Source organism: Pseudomonas sp. BJP69, assembly GCF_007633355.1.
Classification (GTDB): Bacteria; Pseudomonadota; Gammaproteobacteria; order Pseudomonadales; family Pseudomonadaceae; genus Aquipseudomonas; species Aquipseudomonas juntendi.
Genome location: NZ_CP041933.1, coordinates 3,596,952 through 3,609,784, shown reverse-complemented (window position 1 = coordinate 3,609,784; position 12,833 = coordinate 3,596,952). Strand labels below are relative to the sequence as shown.

Annotated in this window: 7 protein-coding genes; 4 read left to right on the top strand and 3 right to left on the bottom strand. The window is 64.3% G+C overall.

Features of this window, described 5'->3' with window-relative positions; translation table 11 throughout:
* Window position 1: 1 nt before the first annotated feature.
* Both FPB55_RS16710 and FPB55_RS16705 read right to left on the bottom strand, forming a co-directional pair.
* Window positions 2-1,609 (bottom strand): carboxyl transferase domain-containing protein, encoded by a 1,608-nt coding sequence (locus FPB55_RS16710; RefSeq protein WP_144188719.1) that lies wholly within the window; start codon window positions 1,607-1,609, stop codon window positions 2-4.
* A 15-nt stretch (window positions 1,610-1,624) separates the two neighbouring features.
* A complete protein-coding gene (locus FPB55_RS16705) occupies window positions 1,625-2,788 on the bottom strand; it encodes an isovaleryl-CoA dehydrogenase (protein ID WP_009686373.1) in 1,164 nt (387 codons plus the stop codon).
* A 322-nt stretch (window positions 2,789-3,110) separates the two neighbouring features.
* Here FPB55_RS16705 and FPB55_RS16700 point away from each other — a divergent pair, with 322 nt between their 5' ends.
* Window positions 3,111-4,793 carry an AMP-binding protein gene (locus tag FPB55_RS16700; protein WP_144188717.1) on the top strand — a complete coding sequence of 561 codons (1,683 nt, stop codon included), beginning with the start codon at window positions 3,111-3,113 and terminating at the stop codon, window positions 4,791-4,793.
* 87 nt (window positions 4,794-4,880) lie between these two features.
* Here FPB55_RS16700 and FPB55_RS26365 read toward each other — a convergent pair whose 3' ends face one another.
* Entirely contained in the window at window positions 4,881-5,042 is a 162-nt protein-coding gene (locus FPB55_RS26365) for a hypothetical protein (protein WP_009686375.1), read from the bottom strand.
* Window positions 5,043-5,184: 142 nt separating this feature from the next.
* Between FPB55_RS26365 and FPB55_RS16695 the strand changes: the two genes are divergently transcribed.
* From FPB55_RS16695 to glgB, 3 genes are all read left to right on the top strand, one after another.
* Window positions 5,185-7,203, top strand: a complete 2,019-nt coding sequence (locus tag FPB55_RS16695; protein ID WP_033691098.1) for an alpha-1,4-glucan--maltose-1-phosphate maltosyltransferase — start codon at window positions 5,185-5,187, stop codon at window positions 7,201-7,203.
* A 102-nt stretch (window positions 7,204-7,305) separates the two neighbouring features.
* Entirely contained in the window at window positions 7,306-10,626 is a 3,321-nt protein-coding gene (treS, locus tag FPB55_RS16690) for a maltose alpha-D-glucosyltransferase (RefSeq protein ID WP_054881812.1), read from the top strand.
* A complete protein-coding gene (gene glgB, locus FPB55_RS16685) occupies window positions 10,623-12,833 on the top strand; it encodes a 1,4-alpha-glucan branching protein GlgB (protein WP_009686378.1) in 2,211 nt (736 codons plus the stop codon). The genes treS and glgB overlap by 4 nt, the downstream gene beginning before the upstream one ends.

Genomic DNA, 12,833 nt, shown 5'->3' with positions numbered 1-12,833 from the left:
GTCACATCCGGAAAATGCCGAAGCGGCTCGCTTCGATCGGCGCGTTCAGCGCAACGGACAGTGCCAGGCCCAGTATGTCGCGGGTTTGCGCCGGGTCGATGACGCCGTCGTCCCATAGCCGGGCACTGGAGTAGTAGGGGTGGCCCTGCTGTTCGTACTGGTCGAGAATCGGCTGCTTGAGCCTGGCTTCGTCTTCAGCACTGAACGGCTGGCCACTGCGCTCGCTTTGCTCGCGCTTGACCTGGGCCAGCACACCGGCGGCCTGCTCGGCGCCCATCACACCGATCCGCGCGTTCGGCCACATCCACAAAAAGCGTGGGTCGTAGGCACGGCCGCACATGCCATAGTTGCCGGCACCGAAGCTGCCGCCGATGATCACCGTGAATTTCGGCACCTGGGCGCAGGCCACGGCGGTCACCAGCTTGGCGCCATGCTTGGCGATACCGCCTTCCTCGTACTTCTTGCCCACCATGAACCCGGTGATGTTCTGCAGGAACAGCAGCGGGATACCGCGCTGGCAGGCCAGCTCGATGAAGTGCGCGCCTTTTTGCGCCGCTTCGGCGAACAGGATGCCGTTGTTGGCCAGGATCGCCACCGGGTAGCCATGCAGGTGGGCAAAGCCGCAGACCAGGGTGGTACCGAACAACGCCTTGAATTCGTCGAACAGCGAGCCGTCGACCAGCCGGGCGATCACTTCGCGCACATCGAACGGCTGCTTGGCATCGGCGGGCACCACGCCATACAGCTCGTCGGCGGCGTACAGCGGTGCCACCGGGGCCAGGCGTTGCAGCTTGCCCAGCTTGTGCCAGTTGAGGTTGGCCACGCAGCGCCGGGCAATGGCCAGGGCGTGTTCGTCGTTGTCGGCGTAATGGTCGGCCACGCCACTGGTACGGCAGTGCACATCGGCCCCGCCCAGGTCCTCGGCACTGACCACTTCGCCCGTGGCGGCTTTTACCAGTGGCGGGCCGGCGAGGAAAATGGTCGCCTGCTGGCGCACCATGATCGCTTCGTCGGCCATCGCCGGCACGTAGGCCCCACCGGCAGTGCACGAGCCCATCACCACGGCGATCTGCGGGATGCCCTGGGCGCTCATGTTGGCCTGGTTGAAGAAGATCCGACCGAAGTGCTCGCGGTCAGGGAACACCTCGTCCTGGCGGGGCAGGTTGGCACCGCCCGAGTCCACCAGGTAGATGCACGGCAAGCGGTTTTGCTGGGCGATGGTCTGCGCACGCAGGTGCTTTTTCACCGTCAGCGGGTAGTACGAGCCACCTTTGACCGTAGCGTCGTTGGCCACGACCATGCATTCCACGCCCTCTACGCGGCCGATGCCGGCGATCACCCCGGCAGCCGGCACGTCCTCGCCGTAGACCTCGTGGGCCGCCAGCTGGCCGATCTCGAGGAACGGCGAGCCCGGGTCCAGCAGGCGGTCGATGCGCTCGCGTGGCAGCAGTTTGCCGCGGGAGGTGTGCCGTTCCTGAGCCTTGGGCCCGCCGCCCTGGGCGACCTGGGCCAGCAGGCCGCGCAGGGCCTGGACCTGGGCGGCCATGGCGGCATGGCTGTGGGCATAATCCGCCGCCTTGGTGTTGAGCTGTGACTTGAGAATCATCATGACCCCTGGCGCAGATCAGCGCGTCTCGTTGAACAGTTCGCGGCCGATCAGCATCCGACGGATTTCGCTGGTGCCGGCACCGATCTCGTAGAGCTTGGCATCGCGCAGCAGGCGGCCAGCCGGGAATTCATTGATATAGCCGTTGCCGCCAAGGATCTGGATGGCTTCCAGGGCCATTTGCGTAGCACGCTCGGCGGTGTACAGGATGACCCCGGCAGCGTCCTTGCGCGTGGTCTCGCCACGGTCACAGGCCTGGGCCACGGCATACAGGTAGGCGCGGCTGGCATTGAGCTGGGTGTACATGTCGGCGATCTTGCCCTGGATCAGCTGGAACTCGCCGATACTCTGGCCGAACTGCTTGCGGTCGTGAATGTACGGCACCACCAGGTCCATACAGCTTTGCATGATGCCGGTCGGCCCGCCCGACAACACCACGCGCTCGTAGTCCAGGCCGCTCATCAACACGCGTACGCCGCCGTTCAGCTGGCCGAGCATGTTTTCTTCCGGTACTTCGACGTTGTCGAAGAACAGCTCGCAGGTGTTGGAGCCGCGCATGCCCAGCTTGTCGAACTTGTTGCTGCGGCTGAAGCCTGGCCAGTCGCGCTCGACGATGAACGCGGTGATGCCGTGGGCACCCTTGTCCAGGTCGGTCTTGGCATAGATCACGTAGGTATTGGCGTCGGGGCCGTTGGTGATCCAGGTCTTGCTGCCATTGAGTACGTAGCGGTCGCCGCGCTTTTCTGCGCGCAGCTTCATTGACACCACGTCGGAGCCGGCATTGGGCTCGCTCATGGCCAGCGCGCCGATGTGCTCGCCGCTGATCAGCTTGGGCAGGTACTTGAGTTTCTGTGCGTGGCTGCCGTTGCGGTTGATCTGGTTGACGCACAGGTTGGAGTGGGCACCGTACGACAGTGCCACCGACGCCGAGGCCCGGCTGATTTCCTCCATGGACACCACGTGGGCCAGGTAGCCGAGGCCGGCGCCGCCATATTCTTCCGACACGGTGATGCCCAACAGGCCCATGTCGCCGAACTTGCGCCACATATCGGCAGGGAACAGGTTGTCATGGTCGATTTGCGCGGCACGCGGGGCCAGCTCGGCGGCGACGAAGGTGCGCACCTGGTCACGGAGCATGTCGATGGTTTCGCCCAGGGCGAAGTTCAGGGTGGGGTAATGCATGCTGGGGCACCTTGTTGTTCTTGAAATGGGTTACACCGTAGCTCATGGAGCTGTCGCCGGACCCTGTGGGAGCGGGCGTGCCCGCGAACGCATCAGCAGGGCGGCCGTCATTTCCTGAATGATCGCATTCGCGGGCACGCCCGCTCCCACAGGGTTCGGCTTCACGCCTGAGGATCGGCGTTGTTCATCACCTTTACGTTAACGTAAACCTGGCTTAGGCCGGGTGTCAATCTGATCGTCACCTTTACGTAAACGTAAATCTGCGCCAGAGTATCTCCGCTTGCTTCAGCCGTGCCCAGAACAACCACAAGAAGGGACACCCATGAGTCAACCAAGCTATACCCGCGGCCGCCAGGACCAGCCGTTGCTGACCCAGACCATCGGCCAGGCCTTCGACGCCACCGTGGCGCGTTGCGCCGATGGCCAAGCCCTGGTTTCGCGCCACCAGGGCGTGCGCTACAGCTGGCGGCAACTAGCCGAACAGGTCGACGCGTGTGCCCGCGCCTTGATGGCGCTGGGCCTGAACTGCGGCGACCGGTTGGGCATCTGGTCACCCAACTGCGCCGAATGGTGCGTGTTGCAACTGGCCAGCGCCAAGGTCGGGGCGATTCTGGTCAACATCAACCCGGCCTACCGGGTGGGTGAGTTGGAATACGTGTTGCGCCAGGCCGGGTGCCGTTGGCTGGTCTGCGCCGATGCTTTCAAAGGCTCCGATTATCACGCCATGGTTCAGGCGCTGGTGCCAGAGCTGGCGAGCGCCCCCGCGGGCGCACTGGCCAGCCAGCGCCTACCCGAGCTGCGCGGGGTCATCAGCCTGGCAGCCAACCCGCCGGCCGGTTTCCTGGCATGGCAAGCCCTGGCCGGGCTGGCCGGGCAAACCTCGAGCGAAGCCTACCTGGCCCGCCAAAGCGGGCTGCAGTTCGACCAACCGGTGAATATCCAGTACACCTCCGGCACTACCGGTGCACCCAAGGGCGCCACCCTGAGCCACTACAACATCCTCAACAACGGCTTCATGGTCGGCGAAAGCCTGGGCCTGGGCGAGCGCGACCGCATGGTGATCCCGGTGCCCCTGTACCACTGCTTTGGCATGGTCATGGCCAACCTGGGTTGCATCACCCACGGCAGCACCATGATCTACCCCAACGATGCCTTCGATGCCGAACTCACCCTGCGTGCCGTGGCCGAGGAGCGTGCCAGCATTCTCTATGGCGTGCCTACCATGTTCATCGCCATGCTCGACCACCCGCTACGCGCCCAGGTGGACCTTTCCAGCCTGCGCAGCGGCATCATGGCAGGGGCCACCTGCCCGATCGAGGTGATGCGCCGGGTGATCGACCAGTTGCACATGGCCGAGGTGCAAATCGCCTATGGCATGACCGAAACCAGCCCGGTTTCGCTGCAAACCGGGCCAGAGGATGAGCTGGAGCTACGGGTTACCACCGTTGGCCGCACGCAGCCACAGCTGGAAAACAAGCTGGTGGACGCTGACGGCTGTATCGTTCCGCGCGGCGAGATCGGCGAACTGTGCACGCGCGGCTACAGCGTGATGCTCGGCTACTGGGACAACCCCGAGGGTACCGCGGCAGCCATCGACCCGGCCGGCTGGATGCACTCGGGTGACCTGGCGGTGATGGACGAACACGGCTACGTGCGGATCGTGGGGCGCAACAAGGACATGATCATTCGCGGTGGCGAGAACATCTACCCGCGCGAGCTGGAAGAATTCTTCTATACCCACCCGGCAGTGGCGGACGCCCAGGTGATCGGTATTCCGTGCAGCCGTTATGGCGAGCAGATCGTCGCATGGGTCAAGTTGCACCCTGGCCACACAGCCACCGCCGAAGAACTGCAATGCTGGTGCAACGCACGCATAGCCCACTACAAGGTGCCGCGGCATATCCGTTTCGTGGACGAATACCCGATGACGGTAACCGGTAAGGTGCAGAAGTTTCGCATGCGCGAGATCAGCATCGCCGAACTCGGTGCCGATGGCGCGGGTTGACGGACCAGGCTGCCCGGTTTACCCGCACCGGCAGTTGCCCGCCTGCACCGACCTTGCGGGCGGCAAGGTCGGTAACCTGGTCTACCCTTAGGCTTTCACCGGTGGTTCCTGGTTCGGCGGGTCGCCCACCGTCGGCGGTTCGGTTGGCTTGACCGGCAACTCGTCCGGGTCTTGCTCCGGCACGGGCGGCGGCAAGCTCGGGTCGTCGATGTTCGGATCGGGGGTTTCCGGTGGTGTTGGAATGTTCATGGCCTGACCTCGCGTGGGTGGTTTGAAGAGGTACTGCAGGCTTAGACTTCGGCCAGCTGCGATTCGCTCAGTTTTTTTTGAACCCTCACGCCCGCGCCCGGCTCTGAACCCTTACCGCCACCAGCCTGAGGGAGCAAGGTCGATGTCACGAAACGAGCTTTTTGAAAGCGTGCCAATGGCCAACGATCACCCTGACCAGGCCATCAGCCTGGCCCAGGCGCTGCTGGCCCCACGCATCGTGATCGAGGACACCCAGCCGGTGCTCGACGCCGGCACCTTCGCCGCCAAGGCCATCAGCGGTCAACCGGTTGCCGTCAGCACCAAGGTCTACAGCGATGGCCACGACCGCCTGGCCGTGGTGCTCAACTGGCGCCCGGCGCACAGCCAGCGCTGGCACTCGGTGCCGATGCAGTCGGCGGGCAACGACCTGTGGCTGGCCGAGTTCACCCCCACCGAGCTGGGGCCGCACCTGTTCGGCATTCAGGCCTGGATAGACCCGTTCGCCACGTACTGCCACGACCTGGAAAAAAAGTACCACGCCGGCGTCGAGGTCAGGCTGGAGCTGGAAGAGGGGCGGCTGATGCTCGGCCAGGGCATTGCCCTGTGCGATGGCGCCGTGCGCAACGAGCTTGAGGCCGTGCTGCAGCGCCTGGCGGAGGTGGGCAGTGATGACCAGGTGGCGCTGCTGCTGGACCCGCGCACCGCCCGGCTGATGGCCGAGGCCGAGCACCGCAGCTACCTGGCCCGCAGCCGCGAATTCCCGCTCGATGTGGACCGCCCGGCTGCGCAGTTCGCCAGCTGGTACGAACTGTTTCCACGCTCGATAACCGATGACCCGCAGCGCCATGGCACCTTCAACGATGTGCACCAGCGGCTGCCGATGATCCGTGACATGGGCTTCGACGTGCTGTACTTCCCGCCCATTCACCCTATTGGCCTGCAGCACCGCAAGGGGCGCAACAATGCGCTCACGGCCGAGCCGGGTGACCCGGGCAGCCCGTATGCCATCGGCAGTGCAGAGGGTGGCCACGAAGCGATTCACCCGCAGTTGGGCAGCCGTGAAGACTTCCGCCGCCTGGTGGCTGCTGCTGCCGAGCACGGCCTGGAAATTGCCCTCGACTTCGCCATCCAGTGCTCCCAGGACCACCCCTGGCTCAAGCAGCACCCGGGCTGGTTCAGTTGGCGCCCGGACGGCACCATCCGCTATGCCGAGAACCCGCCAAAAAAATACCAGGACATCGTCAACGTCGACTTCTATGCCCCCGAAGCAGTACCCAGCCTCTGGTTGGCGCTGCGCGATGTGGTGGTGGGCTGGGTCGAGGAAGGCGTGAAGACGTTCCGCGTCGATAACCCGCACACCAAGCCGCTGCCGTTCTGGCAATGGCTGATCGCCAATGTGCGCAGCCAGTACCCGGAGGTCATCTTCCTTGCAGAGGCGTTCACCAAGCCTGCCATGATGGCGCGCCTGGGCAAGGTCGGCTATGCGCAAAGCTACACCTACTTCACCTGGCGCAACACCAAGCAAGAGCTGCGCGAATTTTTCGAGCAACTCAACCAGCCGCCATGGAGCCAGTGCTACCGCCCCAATTTCTTCGTCAATACCCCCGACATCAACCCGTTCTTCCTGCACACCTCCGGCCGTGCCGGTTTCCTCATTCGTGCAGCATTGGCGACCATGGGTTCAGGGTTGTGGGGCATGTATTCCGGGTTCGAACTGTGCGAAAGCGCCGCGTTGCCAGGCAAGGAGGAATACCTGGACTCGGAGAAATACCAGCTGCGCCCACGCGACTTCAGCCAGCCTGGCAACATCATTGCCGAAATCGCCCAGCTCAATCGCATCCGCCGGCAGAACCCGGCCTTGCAAACCCACCTCGGCGTCGCGTTCTTCAACTGCTGGAACGACAACATCCTGTACTTCGCCAAGCGTACGCCCGAGCGCGACAACTACATCCTCGTGGCAATCAGCCTAGACCCGCACAACGCCCAGGAGGCGCACTTCGAGCTGCCGCTGTGGGAGCTGGGGCTCGATGACAACGCCCAAACCCAGGGTGAAGACCTGATGAATGGCCACCGCTGGTCGTGGTACGGCAAGACCCAGTTCATGCGCATCGAACCTTGGCACCAACCATTCGGCATCTGGCGTATCGAAAAGGCCGGTTAGGGCATAGGTACCGGGCCGCCTCGCGGCCCATCGCCGGCAAATAGGCTGCACGGCAGCCGCAACGCCAGCCAACACGGTCCACAGACATGCAAGGAGTCACCCATGGCCAAGCGTTCCCGCCCGGCAGCCTTCATCGACGACCCGCTGTGGTACAAGGACGCTGTCATCTACCAGTTGCACATCAAGTCGTTCTTCGACTCGAACAACGATGGCATCGGTGATTTCGCCGGCCTGATCAGCAAGCTGGACTACATCGCCGAGCTGGGCGTCAACACCCTGTGGTTGCTGCCGTTCTATCCTTCGCCGCGGCGCGACGACGGCTACGACATCGCCGAGTACAAGGCCGTGCACCCCGACTACGGCAGCATGGCCGATGCCCGGCGCTTCATCGCCGAGGCGCACAAGCGCGGCCTGCGGGTTATCACCGAACTGGTCATCAACCACACCAGCGACCAGCACCCTTGGTTCCAGCGCGCCCGCCACGCCAAGCGTGGCAGCAAGGCGCGCGACTTTTACGTATGGTCCGATGACGACCAGAAGTACGATGGCACCCGCATCATTTTCCTCGACACCGAAAAGTCCAACTGGACCTGGGACCCGGTGGCAGGCCAGTATTTCTGGCACCGCTTCTACTCGCACCAGCCAGACCTCAACTTCGACAACCCGCAGGTGCTCAAGGCGGTAATCGGGGTGATGCGCTTCTGGCTCGACCTGGGTGTGGACGGGCTGCGCCTGGACGCCATCCCTTACCTGATCGAACGCGATGGCACCAACAACGAAAACCTCGCTGAAACCCACGGGGTGCTCAGGGCCATTCGCGCCGAGATCGATGCCAACTACCCAGACCGCATGCTGCTTGCCGAAGCCAACCAGTGGCCGGAGGACACCCGCCCGTACTTCGGCGAAGGCGACGGCGACGAATGCCACATGGCCTTTCATTTCCCGCTGATGCCGCGCATGTACATGGCCTTGGCCATGGAGGACCGTTTCCCGATCACCGACATCCTGCGCCAGACCCCGGAGATCCCGGCCAACTGCCAATGGGCGATCTTTCTGCGCAACCACGACGAGCTGACCCTGGAAATGGTCACCGACCGCGAGCGCGACTACCTGTGGAACTACTACGCAGAAGACCGCCGCGCGCGCATCAACCTGGGCATCCGTCGGCGCCTGGCGCCCTTGCTGCAGCGTGACCGCCGGCGCATCGAACTGCTCACCAGCCTGCTGCTGTCGATGCCCGGCACGCCCACGCTGTACTACGGTGACGAGCTGGGCATGGGCGACAACATCTACCTGGGCGACCGCGATGGCGTGCGCACGCCCATGCAATGGTCGCCGGACCGCAATGGCGGTTTTTCCCGCGCCGACCCACAGCGCCTGGTGCTGCCCCCGGTGATGGACCCGTTGTATGGCTACCAGACGGTCAACGTCGAGGCACAAAGCCACGACCCGCACTCGCTGCTCAACTGGACCCGGCGCATGCTGGCGGTGCGCAAGCAGCAGAAGGCTTTCGGCCGTGGCACGCTGCGCACGCTGAGCCCCAGCAACCGGCGCATCCTGGCCTACATTCGCGAATACACCGATGCCGATGGCAACACCGAGGTCATCCTGTGCGTGGCCAACGTTTCCCGCGCCGCCCAGGCGGCAGAACTGGAATTGTCACAGTACGCCGACAAAGTACCGGTGGAGATGCTCGGCGGCAGTGCGTTCCCGCCAATCGGTCAGCTGCCGTTCCTGCTGACTTTGCCACCTTATGGCTTTTACTGGTTCCTGCTGGCTTCGCACGACCGTATGCCCAGCTGGCACGCCCAGCCCACCGAGGGGTTACCCGAATTGATTACGCTGGTATTGCGCAAACGCATGGAAGAACTGCTGGCGGCGCCTGCCAGCGACACCCTGCAAACCAACATCCTGCCCCAGTACCTGCCGAAACGGCGCTGGTTCGCGGGCAAGGAAGGGCCCATAGACCAGGTGCGGCTGTGTTATGGCGTGCGTTTCGGCACCGCCACTACGCCGGTATTACTCAGCGAGCTCGAAGTGCTCAGTGACGGCGTGGCCACCCGTTATCAATTGCCGTTCGGGCTGCTGCCCGAGGAGCAGATCAACAGTGCGCTGCCACAGCAACTGGCGTTGTCCCGGGTGCGCCGGGCCCATCAGGTGGGTCTGATTACCGATGCGTTCGTGCTTGAGCCGTTCATCCGCGCCGTATTGCGTGCGTGCCAGGAAAGCACGCGGCTGGCGTGCGGCGACGCTGACGGCGAGCTGCGTTTCGACAGCACCGAGCAACTGGCCGGCCTGGGGCTTAATGAAGAAAGCGAGGTGCGCTACCTCAGCGCCGAACAGTCCAACAGCTCGGTGGTCATCGGCGACCGCGTGGTGCTCAAGTTGATCCGCCGGGTCAACCCGGGCATTCACCCGGAGCTTGAAATGAGCGCCTACCTGACCGCTGCCGGCTTTGCCAATATTTCACCACTGCTGGCCTGGGTAAGCCGCGTAGATGCGCAGGCAGCCCCGCACCTGCTGATGATCGCCCAAGGCTACCTGAGCAACCAGGGCGACGCCTGGGCCTGGACCCAGAACACCCTGGAGCGCGCCATCCGTGACCAGATGGAGCCCACCCGTTCGGATACCGAGGCACATACCGACGCCCTCGCCGAACTCACAGCCTTCGCCGCCTTGTTCGGCCAGCGCCTGGGCGAGATGCACGTGTTGCTGGCAGCACCCACCGATGACCCGGCCTTCCAGCCGCGGCCCAGCGATGCCCACGACCGCGAACGCTGGGTGACCCAGATCAGTGCCGAGTTGACCCATGCCCTCGACCTGCTGGCGCAGCACCGCGACCACCTGGACCACGACAGCCAGGCGCTGGTCGACGACCTGCAGCAACAGCGTGACGGCCTGGTCGAGCATGTTCGCCAGTTGGCCGAGCAGGCCGAGGGCGGCTTGCTGATGCGCGTGCACGGTGACTTGCACCTGGGCCAGGTGCTGGTGGTGCAGGGTGATGCCTACCTGATCGATTTCGAGGGTGAGCCGGCCCGACCCCTGGAAGAACGCAGGGCCAAACACAGCCCCTACAAAGATGTCAGCGGCGTATTGCGGTCGTTGGACTATGCTGCTGCGATGATCTTGCGCAGCGCGTCTACGGTGGACCTTTCCGACGCGGCACGGCAAGCCCGGCAACGGGTGGCCCGGCAGTACCTGCACCAGTCGCGGCATGCCTTTGTCGAGGCGTACGGCCTGGCCACCGCTGCCATGCCCCACGCCTGGCAGCAGGCGGAAGGCGAGCGCGCTGCACTGGAGCTTTTCTGCCTGGAAAAGGCCGCCTACGAAATTACTTATGAAGCCGAGAATCGGCCGAGTTGGCTGGCCGTGCCTTTGCATGGCCTGCATGGACTGATCAGTACCTGGGGAGAGTCAGAATGAACGTAACAACGCGTGAAAACGGCGGCCTTCGGCAACGGGACCTCGATGCCCTGGCCCGCGCCGAACACGCCGATCCATTTGCGGTACTCGGCCCCCATGACGACGGCGCAGGCGGGCAGGTGGTCAACGCCTTCCTCCCCGGCGCCCTGAATGTGCGCATTCTTGCCCGCAAAGACGGGCGCCTCCTCACCGAAATGGCGCAGGGCAGCCTGCCAGGCTTGTTCACCGCGCACCTCGATACAGCACAGCCTTACCTGCTGCAGATCGGCTGGGCCGGTGGCGAGCAGGTGACCGAGGACCCGTATAGCTTCGGTCCGCAACTGGGCGACATGGACCTGCACCTGTTTGCCGAGGGCAACCACCGCGACCTGTCCGGGCGTTTCGGCGCGCAGCCGGTGCAGGTCGAGGGCGTCGACGGGGTGTGCTTTTCGGTGTGGGCCCCCAACGCCCGGCGGGTATCGGTGGTGGGCGACTTCAACAACTGGGATGGGCGCCGCCACCTGATGCGCCTGCGCCATGGTGCCGGGGTGTGGGAGCTGTTCATCCCACGGCTGGGCGTGGGTGAAACCTACAAGTTCGAAGTGCTCGGCAAGGATGGCATCCTGCCGTTGAAGGCCGACCCCCTGGCCCGCGCCACCGAATTGCCGCCGAGCACGGCGTCCAAGGTAGCGGGTGAGCTGGGCCATGCCTGGCAAGACCACGACTGGATGGCGCAACGGGCGCAGCGCCATGCGTACAACGCGCCATTGTCGATCTATGAGCTGCACCCCGGCTCCTGGCGCTGCGAAATGGACGAGGCCGGCGAGGTCGGGCGCTACTACAACTGGCGGGAACTGGCCGAGCGCCTGGTGCCGTATGTGCAGGCGCTGGGCTTCACCCATATTGAACTGCTGCCGATCATGGAACACCCGTTCGGCGGTTCCTGGGGCTACCAGCCACTGTCGATGTTCGCCCCCACCTCGCGCTACGGCAGTGCCGAGGACTTCGCCGCGTTCATCGATGCCTGCCACCAGGGCGGCATCGGGGTATTGCTCGACTGGGTACCGGCGCACTTCCCGACAGACGAACATGGCCTGGCGCGCTTCGACGGCACGGCCCTGTACGAGTACGACAACCCGCTGGAAGGCTACCACCAGGACTGGAACACGCTGATCTACAACCTGGGCCGCAATGAGGTGCGCGGGTTCATGATGGCCTCTGCGCTGCATTGGTTGAAGCATTTCCACATCGACGGGCTGCGCGTCGATGCGGTGGCCTCGATGCTGTACCGGGACTATTCGCGCAAGGCCGGCGAGTGGGTGCCCAACCGCCACGGCGGGCGCGAAAACCTCGAGGCCATCGACTTCATTCGCCACCTCAACGGTGTGGCGGCCCATGAGGCGCCGGGGGCGTTGATCATCGCCGAGGAGTCCACCGCCTGGCCCGGGGTCAGCCAGCCGATCGAGCAGGGCGGGCTGGGCTTTGCCTACAAGTGGAACATGGGCTGGATGCACGACACCCTGCACTATATCCAGAACGACCCGGTCCACCGTGCCCACCACCACAACGAGATGAGCTTTGGCCTGGTGTATGCCTATTCCGAGCATTTCATCCTGCCCATTTCCCACGACGAAGTGGTACACGGCAAGCACTCGCTGATCGACAAGATGCCCGGCGACCGCTGGCAGAAGTTCGCCAACCTGCGCGCTTACCTGGCCTTCATGTGGGCCCACCCCGGCAAGAAGCTGCTGTTCATGGGCTGCGAATTTGGCCAGTGGCGGGAGTGGAACCACGATAGCCAGCTGGACTGGTACCTGCTGCAGTACCCTGAGCACCAAGGCGTGCAGCGCCTGGTGAGTGACCTCAACCGGCTGTACCGCGAGGTGCCTGCGTTGCATGAGCAGGACTGCCAGCCACAGGGCTTCCAGTGGCTGATCGGTGACGATGCGCAGAACAGCGTGTTTGCCTGGCTGCGCTGGAGCAGCAGTGGCGAACCCGTGCTGGTGGTCGCCAACTTCACCCCGGTTCCGCGTGAGGGTTACCGCATTGGCGTGCCGTTCGGCGAGCGCTGGCAGGAGCTGTTGAACAGCGATGCCGAGATGTACGCCGGCTCCAATGTCGGCAACCTTGGGCTGGTGCACAGCGAAGACATCGCCAGCCACGGCCAGCCGCAGTCGCTGGCCCTGAACCTGCCCCCGCTGGGTGTGCTGGTGATGAAGCCCGCCTGA

What these genes read in the sequence shown, in the direction of transcription:
- FPB55_RS16710 (WP_144188719.1), bottom strand. Translation starts at nt 1,609, where the DNA reads ATGATGATTCTCAAGTCACAGCTCAACACCAAGGCGGCGGATTATGCC.
- FPB55_RS16705 (WP_009686373.1), bottom strand. Translation starts at nt 2,788, where the DNA reads ATGCATTACCCCACCCTGAACTTCGCCCTGGGCGAAACCATCGACATG.
- FPB55_RS16700 (WP_144188717.1), top strand. Translation starts at nt 3,111, where the DNA reads ATGAGTCAACCAAGCTATACCCGCGGCCGCCAGGACCAGCCGTTGCTG.
- FPB55_RS26365 (WP_009686375.1), bottom strand. Translation starts at nt 5,042, where the DNA reads ATGAACATTCCAACACCACCGGAAACCCCCGATCCGAACATCGACGAC.
- FPB55_RS16695 (WP_033691098.1), top strand. Translation starts at nt 5,185, where the DNA reads ATGTCACGAAACGAGCTTTTTGAAAGCGTGCCAATGGCCAACGATCAC.
- treS (WP_054881812.1), top strand. Translation starts at nt 7,306, where the DNA reads ATGGCCAAGCGTTCCCGCCCGGCAGCCTTCATCGACGACCCGCTGTGG.
- glgB (WP_009686378.1), top strand. Translation starts at nt 10,623, where the DNA reads ATGAACGTAACAACGCGTGAAAACGGCGGCCTTCGGCAACGGGACCTC.